Source organism: Nostoc sp. DedVER02, from assembly GCF_034530675.2.
Lineage (GTDB): Bacteria > Cyanobacteriota > Cyanobacteriia > Cyanobacteriales > Nostocaceae > Nostoc.
Genome location: NZ_JAVRCP020000010.1, coordinates 124,981 through 143,307 on the forward strand (window position 1 = coordinate 124,981; position 18,327 = coordinate 143,307).

Below are 18,327 nucleotides of genomic sequence, written 5' to 3' on the forward strand. Positions count from 1 at the left end.
ATAATTTACTAAGTGCTAACTGGTTAATTAAAAATTAAAAATTAAAAATTCAAGCCGGCTTTTAAGAATTTTGAGAAAAGTCTGTAAAAGCTTGTGGAGTTTGTTATGAGACATTAGAACAGGGCATGATTTTGCACAGGGAGATAGTGACGGTCATGGGTAAGTTAGTGGTTCTGAAATTCGGAGAAGGTAGTTTTGAGCAGGGCTTTGCTGTCACCCTCCAAATTGGTGAAGAACATGAGCGGGCTACAACAGAAATCACAGGAAGATTACCTTCATTTCCCGAAATGCCTCTCTATTACAGTCATTGGCAGTCTAGTTATCGGCAGATAGGCAATCGTTATCGTCTTCATGCTGACAAAATGCAGGTGACGAATGTATCAATGGTTCAGGATTGCGAAAACACTTCTCATATCTTGCGCGCCCGCTTTAATACCTGGTTGCGAGCAGAAGAGTTCCGCCCTTTGAGGGAAAAATGGTTAGAAAGATTGTCGTCCACAGAAGAAGTGCGAGTAATTTTGCAAACAGAAAATAGCCAATTGCAGCTATTACCTTGGCATCTGTGGGAGTTGTTAGAACGCTACCCCAAGACTGAAATTGCCCTTTCTTCACCATCTTACGATCGCATTCACAAGCCACACTCTTTAAATCCATTAGTCAATATTTTGGCAATTGTGGGCAATAGTCAAGGAATTGACACCGAGGCGGATCAAGCTTTACTCCAACAGTGTAATAACGCAGAAGTGAGTTTTCTAGTAGAACCGCAGAGGAAAGAATTAACCGAGCATCTTTGGGGAAAAAACTGGGATATTCTCTTCTTTGCTGGGCACAGTTCCAGTAACAAAAATGGCGAATGCGGACGAATTTACCTAAATAAAACTGATAGTCTCACCATTGGCGAATTAAAATACGCTCTGAGGAAAGCCATTGAAAACGGCTTGCAACTAGCTATATTCAACTCCTGTGATGGATTGGGATTGGCGCGAGAATTAGCTGATTTGCAAATTCCTCAAATGATCGTTATGCGTGAACCCGTCCCAGACCAGGTTGCGAAGGAATTTTTAAAGTATTTTCTCGAAGGTTTTGCTGGTGGTGAGTCTTTATATCAAGCGGTACGCCAAGCACGGGAACGATTGCAAGGACTTGAAGATCGATTTCCCTGTGCAACTTGGCTACCAATGATTTGCCAAAATCCAGCGCAGATACCACCCACTTGGGATGAATTAAGGTCTACAACAAAAACTGAAGATAAACCGAATTTAACTTGGTCTAGCAAACGCAGATTAGCAACAACTTTGTTATCCAGTTTGGCAATTACAGCCTTGGTTTGTGGGGTGAGATGGGTAGGATTGCTGGAAAGTTTAGAAATTCCTGCTTTTGATCAGATGATGCGATCGCGCCCTGCGGAAGGACTAGATTCGCGTCTGCTGGTAATTACAATTGACGATGACGATCTGGCAATTCAAAGACAAAATAATGAGTCCTTGATTGGAGCTTCCATTTCTGAAAAATCTCTCAACAAACTCCTGGCAAAACTGAATCAATACCAACCCAGAGCAATCGGCTTAGATATCTACCGTGATTTTCAAGCCAAACAACCAGATTTAATTACTCGTCTTCAACAAACTCAAAACTTGATTGGCGTATGTAAAGGAAGTGATAGCACAGAAAATATCACAGGTATTAAGCCGCCACCAGAAATCCCCACTACAAATCTTGGATTCAGTGACTTTATTCACGATCCTGATGGAGTTATCCGTCGGCATCTTCTATTCATGAACCAGGAGCCGACATCGTTGTGCCCTGCTCGCCTTGCATTCAGTCTACAACTGGCCTCTCTCTATCTGCAACCTTCAGGAATTCAACCAAAGTTCACTCCTGAAGGGAATTTGCAATTTGGTAAGACTATTTTTCTGAAGCTGAATTCTAGGGCTGGCGGCTATCAAGATATTGATGCTAACGGCGGTCAAATCTTACTTAACTATCGTTCTCCAAAACAAATAGCCCAACAGGTGAAGCTAACCCAATTTTTAACTAGTCCAATTAATGCCAGTGCTATCAAAGACAAGATTGTTTTGATTGGTGTAGTAGCCAAGGGGGATTCTCCAGACACCTGGCCTACACCTTATGGCGCTCCTTTAGATGAGCAGATGCCAGGAGTGTTAGTACAAGCCCACATGATTAGCCAGATACTCAGTGCTGTGGAGGATGGGCGGCCGTTGCTAAGGGTTTGGTCGCTATGGGCTGAGGTGGCTTGGATTTGGTGCTGGTCTTTAGTTGGCGGAGTTTTGGCTTGGCGAAAGCTTTCCTTGCCCTGGTTGGCATTGGCAGTAAGTATTACCTCTAGTGTTCTGTATATATTCTGCTTTGGTTTGTTAATTTCGGGTGCTTGGGTTCCATTTGTACCGTCGATTTTGTCGTTGGTAGCCACCGTTAGCCTGATGTCAATTTATAATTCAGCAACAAAAGTACGGGTGGAAAGTGGGAAATAGGGGATTGTGGATTGGGAATTGGGGATTGGGAATTGGGAATTGGGAATTGGGAATTGGGAATTGGGAAAGATTTTTTTGTTTGATTAAATTTTTTAATAGCCAGTAAATAAATTTACAAGGTTTGTATAGTTAAAGGAAGGTTTTTATGAAGTCAAATTCACAACCGATACAACTGTTTTTAGTAGTAGCTTTTAGCTGTACCAGTTTACTAGTTAGCCTGACTTCAGTAGTGGCAAAACCAACTCTTGGTTTTTCAATTAGCAATCGCTCTAATGCTAAAACGACTCTTGCTCAAGCCAAAACCTTTAATCAACCTCCAATTCCACCTGGCCCCCCTCCAGGGGGTCGTGTTCGTGGTGGAGCGAAGCGTGGGGGGTTGGCTGCATTTAAACATGACTTGACTGCTTTAGTGCCCTTTACTCAGGAATCTAACTCAGTGATTAATGTCTGGGGGCAGACAACACTAGAACACCCAAGTTGGTTTTTTTATGTGCCATATACCAAAGATTTGCGCTATGCAGCTGAATTTGTGCTGCAAGATCAAGACTCTAACGAGATTTACAAAAAAGCGATCGCTCTACCAGATAAACCAGGAGTGATCCGTGTGTCTTTGCCTACTACTGCTCCCGGCTTGGCACTAGACAAACAATATCGCTGGTTTTTCACCATTAGCCGTAAGCAGGAACAGAATTCTCCCCCAACTTTCGTCGAAGGGGTAATTCAAAGAGTTCAACTCAATCCCGGCGTAGTCAAAGAGTTACAAACGACAGAACTTCTCAAGCGCTATGCTATTTATGCCCAAAATGGGATATGGTACGAAGCTCTGACAATACTGGCTCAACTGCACCAGAAAAATCCTAAAGATCCAGTACTGCAAACAGAGTGGCGAAATCTGTTAAGCAGCATCGACTTAAATGATATTGCAGCAGAACCGATTTTCTTGGAACAACCTTAACGTGAGTTCGACGGGTCACATACTGCTCGCTTTGTGCATTTTTAACTCGGAATTGGATTTGGGGAAAAGGTTAAAGGGTAAAGGTTAAAGGTTTTTTATTTCCCTTTTTCCCTTTCTTTTTTCCCTTTAACCGACAAGTATTGCGACGGGTCATATCATGTCCGCCAAATTACCCATAATAAGAGAACCCCACCCCGCCAAAGCTGTGCTTTGTCTTCCCTCCCGAAAAGCGGGGAGGGGTTGGGGGTGGGGTTCTTCGGGTTTAATAAGTAATCAAGCGGAAATAATATCATTTAGGGAATTGCAGAAAATAAATTATCCCAAATCATTTACATATTTGTAGGGGCGCAAGGTCTTGCGCCCCTACAATGGGATATTTTTTTAACTGGAAGTCCCTTAGCAATCACCTAATGGGCATAAATGTCCAAAACTATCAAAAAGCGTTACAACTTTGTCCCACACTCAGCACAAAAGTTGTGGGTAGGAGCATTTTTGGCATTGCAGTTACTACAATAAACTGGCTCTGCTGCTGCTTTGGGTGGTTGCTTCTGCAAACCGACCATTTGAGCGTTGCTCTTACCTGGAGCTACCATTGGATAGCAGTTTTCGTCTCTGGTGACGTGGACATTCAAGATTACGGGGCCTTTGTGTGCCAGCATTTCGGCGATCGCATCTTTTAATTGACTGCGATCGCTGATTACCATACCCTTAATGCCATAAGCTTTTGCCAATAACTCCACATCTGGCATCCCTACTTCCATGTTGGAGCATGAGTAACGCTCACCATAGAAAGCTTGCTGCCACTGGCGCACCATTCCTTGCCAGCCGTTATTGATAATTATTGTCTTGACATTTATTCCATATTGTGCCAGTGTTCCTAATTCCTGTAAACACATTTGGAAACTAGCATCACCGCTAATACAAATGACTTCTTCATCAGGAAAGGCTACTTTCGCGCCCATAGCCGCAGGTAAGCCAAAACCCATCGTTCCTAAACCAGCACTAGAAATCCAGCGCCTTGGGCCGTTCTTGAGGAATTGTGCTGCCCACATTTGATGTTGTCCCACATCTGTGGTGTAGAAAGCGTGGGGTGCTTGGCTACTGACTTCTACCATCACTTCTTGAGGTGAAATGCTGCCAGGATGGTGAGGCACTATTAGAGGATATTCTTCGCGCCAACGGTTAACTAGATTTAACCATTCTTGGTTTTGATTTGGTGTAGCCTTAACGCCTGCTTCTTTGCAGCGACGCAACAAGTCTACTAACACATTCCGCACATCGCCGACGATGGGCACTTCAGGAATGCGGTTTTTGCCGACTTCTGCGGGATCGATGTCGATGTGAATTACTTTAGCACGGGAGGCGAATTCGTCTAACTTACCAGTTACGCGATCGTCAAATCTAGCGCCGACGCAAATGAGCAAGTCACAATCACTAACGGCAAAGTTAGCGTAAGCAGTGCCGTGCATCCCCAACATTCCCAAAGCGAGGGGATGATGTTCGTCAAATGCACCGATCCCCATTAAGGTTGTGGTGACAGGGATATCGAATAATTCAGCTAGTTGTTTGATTTCTTCATGAGCGCCAGCTGCGATCGCACCTCCGCCGACATACAGTAGAGGACGACGGCTTTCAGTAATCAACTGGATTGCGGCATTAATTTGTCGAGGATTTCCCTTTACGGTGGGACGATAACCGCGTAACTTTGCTGAACCTGGTTTTACAGGTACATAGTCAAATTCTTCTAAAGCTACATCCTTGGGGACATCAATCAAAACTGGCCCCGGTCGCCCACTACTGGCGATGTGGAAGGCTTCGGCGACAATTCGCGCCATATCTTTGGGGTCGCGCACTACATAAGAGTGCTTGACGATGGGTAGCGTAATTCCGTAAATATCAGTTTCCTGAAAGGCATCTGTACCAATGGATGGACGCGCTACCTGCCCCGTAACCACAATCATCGGGATTGAATCCATGTAGGCGGTGGCGATCCCTGTCACCAAGTTAGTTGCTCCTGGGCCGGAAGTACCAAAGCATACTCCTACCTTCCCGGTTGCACGGGCGTAACCGTCTGCGGCATGGGCTGCGCCTTGCTCGTGTCTCACAAGAATGTGCTTCATAGCACCAGTCGCTTCCACCTTATACAGGTCGTCGTAAATTGGGAGAATTGCTCCACCAGGATAACCAAAAATATAATCAACGCCGTGGCGATGAAGGCTGTCAAGCAAAGCAAAACCACCAGATGCACGTTTGGGCACGACTGGTTGGCTAGAAGCATGAGACTGTTTTTGATTCTCAATTTGTGGGAGACTAATTTGGGAGAGCGATTCTCCTGCGGAGACACTTAGTGAACGCACGGTCAAACCTCAGACTATAGCTAAAGTTAATGCTGAATTCTGTATTTAAGATTTCATTTTAGTTGAAAACTTCAATCAAAATCTTATTAATTTTTATATTAAATATAAATCTAGATTATTAGCCTACATTAATTAAAGTACGTCTTGCAAGACATTGCGGGTATTTTTCCAAGCCCAAACACCGACAACAACAACAACAACACTCATTGCTACAAGCACAGTTCGCAAACCTAGAGCATCAGTTAATGGCCCAGTAATTGCCAGGGGTAAAGCCAGAGCGATGTTGACGGCATGATTTTGAAAGCCAAATACTTTACCGTGCATGGTAGATGGTGTTTGCTGTTGAATTAAAGTTTGCATGGGTACGCCAATTAGGGCAGCACCTATACCCAACAATGCACAGAGTCCTAACGCCAGCAATAAGTTGTGCGTAAAAGTGAATACCCCTAAAACTAATGCCATCATCAAAAATCCAATTAAAGGTAGAGGTTTGTGACGCAATTTCTCACCCCAGTGACCTAAAATCGCTGCACCAGATACCATACCCACACCTGCTGCTGCCAAGAAAAAGCCAAACTGTTTTTCTTTTAAACCAAACTCTTCAGCTAATCGAATTGTCAGCACTGTTAACGCTGCAAACACACAATATAAAGTTGTCAGTTGTAGCATAGCGTTCAAGATCAAAGGATTTTTCTTGAGATAGCGCAGGCTTTCGGTAAATTCAACCCAAGGGTTATTTGATGCCCGATGTTCCTTTGGCCGTTTGGGTTCTTTAAACTTTATTGGCTGCATGATCGCAGCCGATAATATATATAGTCCACCAACCACAATCTCTTGACCGTATTCTTCTCCCATCCAGCTTTTCGCCAAACTTAAAATTGGCTCTCCTATAGCAAACCCAACAATTAAAGCTCCCATCATCGTGCTGGTAAACAGCGCATTGGCTGCTAACAAATTCTCTCGCTTCACCAACAGGGGAATAGCTGCTTGCTCGGCTGGTGCAAAAAACTGCGTCACTGTGGAGATGGCAAAAGTCAGGATTAACAGAATCAAAAACTGTCGTGGTAACAAGGGAAGACATAGCGTTAAGATTCCCCGCACAATGTCTGAACCAACCATAATCAGTTTTTTCGGCAAACGGTCAACAAAGATACCACCAGCAGAACCAAACAAAATTGCTGGTATTGTAAAGGACAGCATCAAGGTTGAGTACATCGAGTTTTGTGCCAACCCAGGAAGCGGTGAGTAGTTCTCTAACAGAGCAATCATCAAAACGAAGAAAACTTTATCTGCTAACTGGGACACCAGTTGCCCAATCCACAGAAGCATAAAACCACGGTTTTTTAGCAGTGCGCCAAACCCGTTATTAACAGCAGCTGGTTCAGTTGGAAACATTTAGATACTTTATCGTGACTAGGGTAGATGGGGTATGGGGGATGGGGCATTGGGGATTGGGGATTGGGCATGGGTCTTTGGGCATAGTCTTTCTTGACTGTCCTCTGTACCCTGTTACCTGTAACCTTTTTGCTTCCCCACTCCTAACTCCTAACTCATAATTCTATTGTCCGGACTAATTTGCTTCATAGCGCTTTAACAGCATAAGCAAAAACTCAGCTGCTGTCAGATAACCTTTAGGTGGAGAAATTCCAATGGATGAATCTACCCACCAGCCTTGTACAGTTTGGGGAGATTTCCAAATTGACAAATGATCGACTGCTGGCTGTGCATAAAAGTTATTTTGCCCACAACCTAGCAAACAGGAACTCCAATGAGTAAAATAATTATGGCTCATGCGATGAATCGGAAAATTACCCTGTAGTGGTACTCCCCATCCATCTATAGCAATAAATGCTTTGACACGACCACCCATCAGTTGCCACAAATGCGCTGCCCCTATTGCCCCGACTACGCCAGCACTAAAGCTAATGAATATCACTGGCGATTCTAGAGAGTTGCTCAAGCTATACCTGCGGTGAGCTACGCTAACGCGCAAAAACTCAAAAATGTGCAAAGCTGATAAACTCAAAAAGTCTTTTCCCGGAAAAACCAGTATCTTAGCTTGATTTTGGTCTATTGAGCCATCGAACAATCCTGATATAAAGGATTGAGTGAAGGCGCGATCGTGGATTCCAGGGCAAATAATGATGCTCATCTGTCTGTGTGTGGCAGCTTTCAAAATTATTAATAACTTAAACCTACTGGTATCGCCGTGAATTAAAAATTAAAAATTAAAAATTAGAAATGAATACAGCGTAAGCGTTGCATTGATTTGGAATGGGTGGTTGATTTCCGCTCTGCTGTACTAGACTGTTACGCATTTAACTTGTACATTTACCTGATAACTGGTGAATGGTGATGCTTAACCGTTGACTGATGACCGATAATCGGCAACTGTCAACGATTATAGTTCTCTTGTAAAAAAGCATAAATCTAATATCTTGACAACTTAAGGTAGACTTTGGTATTACAAGAGCAGTGGTGATGAGACTCGCCTTCTGGAACAGCCAGAGAACCGCCCATGTAGGCTGATAGTTTCTAGTTCAATACTGCATTAACCTGCTGTCAACAAGTAGGTGGTAAGAGCTAAAAACTATCAGTCAAGTTTGAGTAGAGATAATGGGCGAAGTTTTTTTTAAAATTTTCAAAATAAGCTTCGTAAAAACCAAGCTACGGTTTTTAGAAGCTACCAAAATATTTAACACAATTCAATTAATAGCAAGTATTGCTAGTCAAAAATTTACATTCTTGAATGTGACTAATACTTCTACTGATTTATTAATTTTTAAAATTATGAATAATTTTGTAACATCAAAAAATCTCAATTTGATTCAGATAATTGTGGCTAATTATCAATCGAAAATATTTGCCTAGAATGTTGTAACCAAATGCAGATTACTTATAAAAAAGCACTTGCACCCAAATGAGCAATACAAATCAGTAACAAATAAAAGCAATTTGGATATGAAGAAATTACGCAATTTAGAACAGTTAATCGTCTTAGTCCAACTCAGCAAATGGTTAATCATATCCTTTGTGGTTGGTATTTTTTCTGGTATAGGTTCTGCTGCTCTTTTGGCATCGTTGGAATGGTCAACTGATTGGCGAGAATCTCATCTTTGGATAATTGCATTATTACCTCTGGGCGGCTTCTTAAGCGGTTGGATTTATCATCGGTTTGGCAAACGTGTAGAAGCAGGAAATAATCTTTTACTTGAAGAAATTCATAACCCCAAAGAGATTATTCCCTTGCGAATGGCTCCTTTAGTTTTGCTAGGTACAGACCTAACTCATTTATTTGGAGGTTCAGCTGGTCGTGAAGGCACAGCCCTACAAATAGCAGCTTCACTCGCAGATCGGTTGACAAAAATATTCCACTTCAAGCACGCAGATCGGCGAATTTTATTAATGGCTGGTTTAAGTGGAGGATTTGCTTCAGTTTTCGGAACTCCCTTAGCTGGAACCATCTTTGGTTTAGAAGTTTTAGCTATTGGTAAAATCCAACACGATGCACTTTTTCCCTGTTTAGTTGCAGCAATTGTAGGCGATCGCGTTACCTTAATTTTGGGTTTACAGCATACGGCATATCGCCATGCCTCCGTTGTCCCAACAGTCACCGTCATGGGGCTGATTTCGGCAATTATCGCTGGCGCAATCTTTGGCATTGTGGCAATGATTTTTGCCAAGCTGACTCACAAAATTAGCCACATTTTTAAAGAAAAAATCTCTTACCCTCCTTTACGTCCTGCCATCGGTGGGGCGATCGTGGCGTTGGCTGTTTGGGCAGCCGGAACTACAAAATACATTGGACTTGGTATTCCTACAATTGTTGATGCTTTTAACACCCAGTTACCACCCTGGGATTTTGCTGAGAAAATAGCTTTTACTGCTTTGACCTTGGGAGCAGGTTTTAAAGGAGGAGAAGTAACTCCTTTATTTTATATCGGTGCAACATTAGGCAATTCTTTGTCTTTAATATTGACTTTACCTGCACCACTACTTGCAGGTATGGGCTTTGTAGCTGTGTTTGGTGGTGCAGCCAATACCCCGATCGCCTCAACTTTTATGGGAATTGAACTGTTTGGTTCAGAATCTGGAGTCTTTATTGGTATCGCTTGTGTAGTCAGCTATCTTTTTTCTGGTCATGCTGGCATTTATAAGGCACAACGTACTGGCTCAGGCAAATACCATTTTATGCCTCTGCAAGAAGGACGAAGTTTAGCTAGCCAGTCCCTACCCGGATTTCTCTCAAAGGGCGATGGGGTTTCCCCCGAAGTTCAGATGTCTGATGACAAACCCTGACTCAAAGTATCTCTTTTGATGTATTATTTTGATTTTTGTACCTATCCTATCCCCCTGGATGGGATATTATTTTACTAGTAGGGGAAATACTTAAGATATTCCCTAACTTCATATCTCTTTGCACTCTGGTTATATTGAGGAACTCATTGTGGTTGCCACGCCGGAAAAAGTACAACATACCCACGAGCATCTATCAGGTAAAGACCGTGTAGCCGTACTGCTTATGGGCTACGGCGAAGTCGAAAGCTACGAAGATTTCGCCAACTATAACGAACAGGCTTTAAATCTACTGACAGCAAAATTCGCACCAGTCCCAACCTGGATTTATCCGCCTCTGGCAAAGCTTTTGGCGCTATTTGACCGCCATGAGTGGGGACACACACACCACGATTTTATCTCCCCACACAACGCCATCTTTGAACAGCAGCGGGCTGGGATTGAGAAGAATTTACAAGAAAAATGGGGTGATAAGGTTCAAGTTTTCAAAGCTTTTAACTTTTGCGCCCCTTTCCTACCTAATCAAGTCTTGGCAGAAATCAAAAACCAAGGCTTTGAGAAGCTGCTAATCTACCCGCTGTTGGTTGTTGATTCTATTTTTACTAGTGGGATTGCGATCGAGCAAGTTAACAATGCTCTCGTTGAGTTGACTGAGGGTGAGGAACACTGGGTTAAAGCCCAGCGCTACATTCCTTCTTTCTTCAACGAACCAGCTTACATCGATTTAATGGCTCATCTGGTTGAAGAAAAAATTGCTGAGTTAGCAGGCGCTTACCTACCTTCTCAAATCGGTATTGTCTTAATGAATCACGGCTGTCCCCACAAAGCTAAGGGCTTTACTTCTGGGATTGCCGAAAGTGAAGCAATGTACGATTTAGTTCGGGATAAGTTAATTAACCGCTATCCTTTAATCTCAGTGGGTTGGCTCAATCATGACACCCCCTTAATTGATTGGACACAGCCAAACGCAGAGCAAGCGGCAAATAACCTGATTCAACTGGGTGCAAAAGTGGTAATTTTTATGCCAATTGGCTTTGCCACAGAAAACCACGAAACTCTATTGGATGTACACCATATCATCCATGCTTTAGAGAAACAGCATTCTGGTACGAACTACGTGCAAATGGCTTGTGTTAACGATCGCCCAGAATTTTTGGCAATGGTGGCTCAATGGGCTGATACTCATATTGCAGAGTTGTTGTCAGAAGAAACTTTAGCAGTTAATCCCCAAGTTGCTGGAGATCATCATCACCATCACCATCATCATCATCATTAAGTAAAGTTTGAGTAGGGTGAGCAAAGCTATGCCCACCCTACAATTAATTCACGCCCCGCAGCTTGCGAGTATTATCAACTAAACTCTGAGCAAATTGATCGAATCTTTGGGAGAGTTTTTCATCTACTAGCTTGCCTTCAGGACTGAATGCGCCCCAAGCTTGTCCAATCGCAATCTGCTCTGGAATCACCCAGCCATGAACCCAACGAATAATTAGCCGTAGGTCATTTAAGGCGTTACTATTAGACTGACCGCCCAATACGCTGATTAGTCCTGTCACTTTATCAGATAGTTGATCGAAGCTCATCAAATCTAGAGCATTTTTCAGGACACCACTAACCCCACCGTGATACTCAGGTGTGGCTAAAATTAACCCATCTGACTGACTGACAGTATCTTGTAACCGCTTAACATCTGGGTACTCTGGATATTCCTTTGCGCCAGTGCAAAACGGTAACTGCAACTGTCTTAAATCAAGAATTTCTACCTCTGCACCAAGGGCTTCTACCCTTTGCACTGCCACTTCTAGAGCAAGCTGCGTATAGGAGTTTGGTCTTAAACTACCACCAATACCAACAATTCTCACCATAATTAACCTACAAACTATTAACTAGCTACTATCACGAAATTTCTTAAAAAGCGGAATCGTTATGACTATGCTGATTTTAACGATTTGTGTAGGAATGTGTCAAATTGATATCAAGGTGATTGGGGGCTGGGGATTGGGGACTGGGTACTGGGGATTGGGTACTGGGTAATGAGCAAACGAAAGAACTTCTAACCTTTTGCCTCTATTTTCAAATCCCCAATGCCTAATCCCTAATCCCCAATCCCCAGTCCCTTATCTGGAAGTTAGACTAGATAAGAAAAGTGTAATTTCCAGTTATTACAATTTTTGGTAGAAGAATAGGCATAAAACCATAGCTCAATTTGTGCCAGCAGAGAAAGGGTAATTATTATGACAAATTTGGGAAAAAAAGCATTGGTAAAAAGACAGTCATCAAAGCGCGTTGCTTGGGTTGGTGCGATTGCGGCTAGCTTGATTATGTTACCAGGAATTTTCGGGAGTACCCCCGTCTTGGCACAAAAACCAGAGAGTACCTCTTCTAGTACCTCTCTAAACTATGGTGATTTGATCAAGAAAGTGAAGGCGGGAGAAGTCCAAAAAGTAGAGCTTGACGAAACTGAACAGCTAGCAAGGGTTTATCTCAAAGGGCAAAAGGAGAATACGCCACCACAACAGGTAAGACTTTTAGCGCAAAACACAGAGTTAATTAACATACTCAAAGATAAGAATGTTGATTTTGGTGAGGTTTCCTCTGCTAACAGTCGGGCTGCTGTTGGACTGTTGATTAATCTTATGTGGATTTTGCCACTAGTGGCTTTAATGCTATTATTCCTCCGGCGCTCTACTAATGCTTCTAGCCAAGCGATGAATTTCGGCAAATCGAAAGCTCGTTTCCAAATGGAAGCGAAAACTGGAGTGAAATTTGAAGATGTCGCTGGGGTTGAAGAAGCTAAAGAAGACTTGGAAGAAGTTGTTACTTTCTTGAAACAGCCAGAAAGATTTACGGCTGTAGGCGCACGCATTCCCAAAGGAGTGCTGTTAATTGGCCCTCCTGGTACTGGTAAAACTTTACTAGCAAAAGCGATCGCAGGTGAAGCAGGTGTCCCATTCTTCAGTATTTCCGGTTCGGAATTCGTGGAAATGTTTGTTGGCGTGGGTGCATCTCGCGTGCGTGACCTCTTCAAGAAAGCCAAAGAAAATGCTCCATGTCTAATATTTATCGATGAAATCGACGCAGTAGGTAGACAACGAGGTACTGGTATTGGTGGCGGTAATGATGAGCGCGAACAGACCCTCAACCAACTGCTGACTGAAATGGATGGTTTTGAAGGCAACACAGGGATCATTATTATTGCTGCCACTAACCGCCCAGATGTTTTAGATGCAGCGTTGCTCAGACCAGGACGCTTTGACAGACAAGTGATGGTCGATGCACCGGATCTCAAAGGACGGCTGGAAATTTTGAAAGTCCACGCCCGGAATAAGAAAATTGATCCTAGCGTATCATTAGAAGCGATCGCTCGCCGCACTCCTGGATTTACCGGCGCAGACTTAGCCAACTTACTCAACGAAGCCGCTATTCTCACTGCTAGGAGACGCAAAGAAGCTGTCACCATTTTAGAAATTGATGCTGCTGTGGATAGAGTCGTTGCAGGTATGGAAGGTACTGCATTGGTAGACAGCAAGAGCAAGCGCTTGATTGCTTATCATGAAGTTGGACATGCTTTAGTGGGCACATTGCTCAAAGACCACGACCCTGTACAGAAAGTTACACTCATCCCACGGGGACAAGCATTAGGATTAACTTGGTTTACTCCTAACGAAGAACAGGGGTTAATTTCCCGCTCCCAACTTAAAGCCAGAATTACTGCTACTCTTGGTGGTCGCGCCGCCGAGGAAATCGTTTTTGGTAAACCAGAAGTAACCACAGGTGCAAGTAATGACTTGCAACAGGTGACAGGGATGGCACGGCAGATGGTAACACGCTTCGGGATGTCAGAATTAGGCCCATTGTCCCTGGAAAATCAGAGTGGAGAGGTATTTTTAGGACGCGACTGGATGAATAAATCAGACTATTCTGAGGAAATTGCCGCCAAAATTGATTCACAGGTGCGCGAAATTGTCAACACTTCTTACATCAGGTCAAAAGAACTGTTGGAAGAAAACCGCATAGTTTTGGAGCGTTTAGTAGATTTGTTAGTAGAAGAGGAAACAATTGAAGGTGATTCATTCCGCCAAATTGTTGCTGATAATGCCCAAGTAGCCGATGCACAGTTGGCCGTACCTCATTAGGGAATAGTTGAAACTCCCTACACTGTGGAGGGAGTTTGTCTACTTGGAATAATGAGATTTTGCCCATTGTCTAATTAATTGAGATAGTAACTTAATTTACGCCTGCTGTACTAGTAAAAATCCGAAGGCTCAGATTCCCGGCTTGTTTAAACAAGTCGGGAATCTTCTTGTAAAAAAAGTTAGAAGACTACTTCAGCATTTCCACAAACTGGTACATAAAGCCTTGCTGCTGTCAAGCTTAAGGTATTGTATTATATATACGCAATTAATGTACTACACGTGGAAATGGACATTATGAAACATAGATTTTGGGCAAGCTATCTGCTTGCGGCTTTAGCATTTCTCCCTTTAGAACCTGTAATTACTACTCAGGTTTTGGCAACCGAGTCGGTTTATCAATTGGCACAGGCCAAATCTGCTTACACACAATATATGCAACTTGGCTATAACGAAACTAGACGGAGAAATTATCGAAAAGCTTTATTGAATTTTCAGCAAGCAGAACGGCTACGTCCTGGAGATAGATATGCTACTGCTGCAATTAGAAATGTTACAAGTTACATTCAACGCGGTAGAAATCGTATTGCTTTCGTTCCAGGTAGACCTGGTAGAGTAAGGTCAGCAGGAACACGAGGAAGTTGCTTTCAAACTGGACAAAATATTATTCCTTTGACTCCAACAGATAAGGAAGCTCAACGAACCACGGCAGAGCGTCCCACGCTATTTTTCTATATTCCTCAAACCTCTACAACAGTGCAAGCACTAGAATTTGTTTTGCAGGATGATCTTAATTCCGACCCATTATATAAGAGAACTTTCAAACCTATTGGGCAAAATGGTATTGTTAGTGTAAATTTACCTGCTAATCAGCCATCTCTACAAATTGGTAAAGAGTATAGTTGGACTTTTTCAATGATTTGTGATATTGCTAGCCCCGATAAAAACTCTTATGTACAAGGTAAGATAGTGCGATCGCAAGATGAAAACCTCACTCTTGAGCTAAATAAACCAAACACAGACTTGGATCGTGCAGTTCTATTTGCAACTGCTGGATTTTGGGAAGATTCTCTCAGAACTTTAGCTAATTTACGCCGCCAGCGTCCTAACGATCCTGAAGTTCAGAAATATTGGGAGGATTTGTTGAGTTCAGTAGAGATTAAAGAAGTTGTAAACAAGCCTTTATTACCCTGTTGTACTGTTCAGAAATAAATTAAAAATTACTTAAAAACCCGGTTTTGATATAGAAGCCGGGTTTTTTAACTATGCTTTGAATCATATAGCAAGTGATATCATGTCCGCCTAATTAGTTATAATCCCTGCATCTGTACAAAAAGCGCAAAAGCCTCTTTCCCCCTGCTCCCTGCCCCCTGCCCCCTGCGGCCTAAATGATAAGTCTTTAACCGGACACTATATGACTGGGGACTAGGGACTGGGTGAAAAGTCTTTTTGTGTCTAAGTTTTATCATCTGTTCAGTATTGAGCTATAGGAATCCGGTTTGATTTGGAGAAAATATCCGTAGGATGTGAGCGCAAAGAGTACGGCATCAAACCCGCGATCATAGTGTGTTACGAACTCAGTTCTAACACACGCTACAATACCTAATTTCGTTCAAAAATCAAATAGTAATCCTATAGCAGTCAATGCTAGCCAAAACTTTGTATGGAAAGAATCTATAGCTCTCCACCTGTTTATTCTGGTAGCTTACCGGATAGTTTTTTTTCTTGATTGAGAACAGAATTTGCATAGATTGCAAGTTGCGATCGGTTTTTGAGATTGAGGCGGCTTAAAATACTCGTCACATGAGTTTTTACGGTTCCTTCGGTAATAAAAAGTTGTTGGGCAATTTCGCGGTTCGTTGCACCAACACCAATCAAACATAAAACCTCTTGTTCTCGTGCGGTAATTTCTGATGGCTTTGGTGAGGCGGAATTTTGGTTACTTGAAACTGCTTCCGTAACTAATAATTTATCAAATAACCCCGGGCCAAATTGAGTATAACCAGAATGACCAAAGCGAATTGCATCTGCTAGCTCACTTGAAGGCATATCTTTGAGCAAATATCCTTTTGCACCTGCCCGCATTGCCCCTGTTAGATAAGAATCATCATCAAATGTACTCAAGACAAGAACTTTAATATTAGGAAAGTTTTGGGTAATCAACTTTGTTGCAGTTCGTCCATCCATTTCGGGCATCCGAATATCCATTAGCACGACATCGGGCTGAAGTTCTGCAACAAGTTCTAGAGCAACTTTACCATTCTCAGCATCACCGACCACCTGCAAATCAGGTTCCTGCTCTAGCATTGCTTTGAGTCCCTGACGAATAAGGCTCTGATCGTCAACGATTAACAGGCGAATAGGAGAGGATTTATCATTTTTCATGGTAACTATCTCTTGCTGGTTTTGATGAACGATCGCATAGATATCTCCAAAAATTAATGATGCATTACCTGAAACCCTTGCAGAAACGTTACAAGATGTAACGTCTTTCATTTATTCTTTACTTTTTAGTCTCTAGGAAAGTTAGCAACAATCCGACAACCAGCGCCCGGTTTACTGACAATTTCTAACTGGGCGTTTACTTTAGCCATTCGTTCTCGCATTCCTTGGAGTCCGTAACCTGCTACGGCGCGATCGCATTCAAACCCTTTGCCGTTATCTTGGAGTATCAACGATAGCCCTGCCGCCGTTGTTTTAATTTTGATTTGCACAGCTGTAGCATTAGCGTGTTTATAAATATTGGTTAGCCCTTCCTGGATAATGCGATACACAACATGATTTACTGAATCGGATAGCGGTTGTGATAAATCAATTTTGCAGTATGGTAAGACATCGGTGAGGTGATAGAATTCTTCTGCAAGTTTAGCGATCGCACCTTCGAGCAATTGTCCGTGGAGTGGATCTGAGCGAATTGCCGCAACTGATTCCCGCACATCTTGTAAAGCTTCGGAACCCAATTTTTTCGCTTCTAATAAAAACGATCGCGCTCGATTGGGATCGTTTTCCCAAAGGGTTAGTGCTGTTTCCATTTGCACATTTAGCGCTACCAGAGAATGTCCTAGAGAGTCGTGGATATCACGCGCAATCCGATTTCGTTCTTCTATCGCCACCATTTCCTCAATGCGTTGATTCAGCGCCTTCTGCTGTTCGAGCGATCGCCTCAATTCTGCTTCTTTTTCCTGTAAGCGGCAATTTTGCTCCTGAAGTTGCAGTTGTAAGCGGCAAAGCTTGAGTTGATGCTCCATCCGTGCAACCACCTCTTCAATCTGAAAAGGTTTGTTAATAAAATCAACACCTCCAACCGCAAAAGCTTTCACTTTATCAAATACCTCATTCAAAGCACTAATAAAAATGACGGGAATCTTTTGTGTCTGAGGATTAGACTTGAGGTGTTGACATACTTCATAGCCGTTCATTCCGGGCATAGTAATATCAAGCAGAATCAAATCTGGAGGTTGAGCTTGGATGCCAATCAACGCCATAGAACCATTGGTAACACTCCTAACCTCATATCCTTGCTCGGTAAGCATTGCTGATAGAAGGCGAAGATTATCTAGGGTGTCATCAACGATGAGAATATCTCCCTTCGCTGGGCTTACTTCCATACTTTTCAACTGGCTAAGAGAGGCGTTAATTATCAAGCTACTGATAACAGATTCTATAGAGATTTTTGATTACAAGTAATATAAAAATCCATCTATAGGAATCCGGTTTGATTGCTGAGAATATACGTTTGATGTGTTATCGACAGCGTAACACATCAAACCCTTGATAATAAATAGTGCGTCACGAATTCCGTTCTAACACACTCTACAATACCTAATTTCGTTTAAAAATCAAATAGTAATCCTATATGTAACAAATTTATTAATCATATTTTTTATTTTAAAAGTGATAATTAATTTACATTTATTTATATTTTACTTTGTTCTAGCAGTTATGAAGCATTCGTGAAAAGTTAGAGCCGCGACAACTTTTACTAAGTCGGGGATCTGACACTGCGAGTTGTCATCAATCAAATAGGATTGCTATATCCGTTTACTTACTTAAATGATTTTTATTAGTAGTTATTAAAAATAAATTGAGTACGG

12 protein-coding genes and 1 riboswitch are annotated in these 18,327 nt (G+C 42.5%); of the genes, 6 read left to right on the forward strand and 6 right to left on the reverse strand.

The genetic code is table 11. The features are described from left to right. Positions 1–155: 155 nt before the first annotated feature. Both RMZ41_RS13205 and RMZ41_RS13210 read left to right on the forward strand, forming a co-directional pair. On the forward strand, positions 156–2,492 hold the full coding sequence (locus RMZ41_RS13205) for a CHASE2 domain-containing protein (RefSeq protein ID WP_322641947.1): 2,337 nt from the start codon (positions 156–158) through the stop codon (positions 2,490–2,492). 145 nt (positions 2,493–2,637) lie between these two features. Further along, the gene (locus tag RMZ41_RS13210; protein ID WP_322641827.1) at positions 2,638–3,447 is read left to right on the forward strand and encodes a DUF928 domain-containing protein; all 810 of its coding nucleotides are present in this window, start codon (positions 2,638–2,640) and stop codon (positions 3,445–3,447) included. A 443-nt stretch (positions 3,448–3,890) separates the two neighbouring features. Here RMZ41_RS13210 and ilvB read toward each other — a convergent pair whose 3' ends face one another. The 3 genes from ilvB to RMZ41_RS13225 form a co-directional block, all read right to left on the reverse strand. Beyond that, positions 3,891–5,804: a biosynthetic-type acetolactate synthase large subunit gene (ilvB, locus tag RMZ41_RS13215; RefSeq protein ID WP_322641826.1), complete on the reverse strand. Its 1,914-nt coding sequence runs from the start codon at positions 5,802–5,804 to the stop codon at positions 3,891–3,893. Between the two features lie 132 nt (positions 5,805–5,936). Continuing rightward, complete coding sequence (locus RMZ41_RS13220) at positions 5,937–7,199, reverse strand: MFS transporter (protein ID WP_322641825.1); 1,263 nt, start codon at positions 7,197–7,199, stop codon at positions 5,937–5,939. 175 nt (positions 7,200–7,374) lie between these two features. Then, on the reverse strand, positions 7,375–7,956 hold the full coding sequence (locus RMZ41_RS13225) for a hypothetical protein (RefSeq protein ID WP_322641824.1): 582 nt from the start codon (positions 7,954–7,956) through the stop codon (positions 7,375–7,377). Positions 7,957–8,272: 316 nt separating this feature from the next. Continuing rightward, positions 8,273–8,349: riboswitch (Fluoride riboswitch) on the forward strand. A gap of 416 nt (positions 8,350–8,765) precedes the next feature. On the opposite strand from RMZ41_RS13225, the gene RMZ41_RS13230 reads away from it, so the two are divergent. After that, positions 8,766–10,103 carry a voltage-gated chloride channel family protein gene (locus RMZ41_RS13230; RefSeq protein WP_322641823.1) on the forward strand — a complete coding sequence of 446 codons (1,338 nt, stop codon included), beginning with the start codon at positions 8,766–8,768 and terminating at the stop codon, positions 10,101–10,103. Positions 10,104–10,251: 148 nt separating this feature from the next. Next, on the forward strand, positions 10,252–11,376 hold the full coding sequence (locus RMZ41_RS13235; RefSeq protein WP_322641822.1) for a ferrochelatase: 1,125 nt from the start codon (positions 10,252–10,254) through the stop codon (positions 11,374–11,376). 43 nt (positions 11,377–11,419) lie between these two features. On the opposite strand, the gene RMZ41_RS13240 is transcribed toward RMZ41_RS13235, so the two are convergent. Then, positions 11,420–11,965: an NADPH-dependent FMN reductase gene (locus RMZ41_RS13240; protein WP_322641821.1), complete on the reverse strand. Its 546-nt coding sequence runs from the start codon at positions 11,963–11,965 to the stop codon at positions 11,420–11,422. A 369-nt stretch (positions 11,966–12,334) separates the two neighbouring features. Between RMZ41_RS13240 and ftsH the strand changes: the two genes are divergently transcribed. Then, a complete protein-coding gene (ftsH, locus tag RMZ41_RS13245; RefSeq protein ID WP_322641820.1) occupies positions 12,335–14,236 on the forward strand; it encodes an ATP-dependent zinc metalloprotease FtsH in 1,902 nt (633 codons plus the stop codon). Positions 14,237–14,530: 294 nt separating this feature from the next. Continuing rightward, positions 14,531–15,445, forward strand: a complete 915-nt coding sequence (locus RMZ41_RS13250; RefSeq protein WP_322641819.1) for a DUF928 domain-containing protein — start codon at positions 14,531–14,533, stop codon at positions 15,443–15,445. Between the two features lie 480 nt (positions 15,446–15,925). Here RMZ41_RS13250 and RMZ41_RS13255 read toward each other — a convergent pair whose 3' ends face one another. Both RMZ41_RS13255 and RMZ41_RS13260 read right to left on the reverse strand, forming a co-directional pair. Then, positions 15,926–16,618 carry a response regulator transcription factor gene (locus RMZ41_RS13255; RefSeq protein WP_322641946.1) on the reverse strand — a complete coding sequence of 231 codons (693 nt, stop codon included), beginning with the start codon at positions 16,616–16,618 and terminating at the stop codon, positions 15,926–15,928. A 125-nt stretch (positions 16,619–16,743) separates the two neighbouring features. Further along, positions 16,744–17,841, reverse strand: coding sequence for a response regulator (locus tag RMZ41_RS13260; RefSeq protein WP_322641818.1), 1,098 nt, complete (start codon positions 17,839–17,841; stop codon positions 16,744–16,746). Positions 17,842–18,327 lie beyond the last annotated feature (486 nt).

Excerpts from the sequence above, each read along its gene's own strand:
- RMZ41_RS13205 (WP_322641947.1), top strand. The coding sequence starts at position 156 with ATGGGTAAGTTAGTGGTTCTGAAATTCGGAGAAGGTAGTTTTGAGCAG.
- RMZ41_RS13210 (WP_322641827.1), top strand. The coding sequence starts at position 2,638 with ATGAAGTCAAATTCACAACCGATACAACTGTTTTTAGTAGTAGCTTTT.
- RMZ41_RS13220 (WP_322641825.1), bottom strand. The coding sequence starts at position 7,199 with ATGTTTCCAACTGAACCAGCTGCTGTTAATAACGGGTTTGGCGCACTG.
- RMZ41_RS13225 (WP_322641824.1), bottom strand. The coding sequence starts at position 7,956 with ATGAGCATCATTATTTGCCCTGGAATCCACGATCGCGCCTTCACTCAA.
- RMZ41_RS13230 (WP_322641823.1), top strand. The coding sequence starts at position 8,766 with ATGAAGAAATTACGCAATTTAGAACAGTTAATCGTCTTAGTCCAACTC.
- RMZ41_RS13240 (WP_322641821.1), bottom strand. The coding sequence starts at position 11,965 with ATGGTGAGAATTGTTGGTATTGGTGGTAGTTTAAGACCAAACTCCTAT.
- ftsH (WP_322641820.1), top strand. The coding sequence starts at position 12,335 with ATGACAAATTTGGGAAAAAAAGCATTGGTAAAAAGACAGTCATCAAAG.
- RMZ41_RS13250 (WP_322641819.1), top strand. The coding sequence starts at position 14,531 with ATGAAACATAGATTTTGGGCAAGCTATCTGCTTGCGGCTTTAGCATTT.
- RMZ41_RS13255 (WP_322641946.1), bottom strand. The coding sequence starts at position 16,618 with ATGAAAAATGATAAATCCTCTCCTATTCGCCTGTTAATCGTTGACGAT.
- RMZ41_RS13260 (WP_322641818.1), bottom strand. The coding sequence starts at position 17,841 with ATGGAAGTAAGCCCAGCGAAGGGAGATATTCTCATCGTTGATGACACC.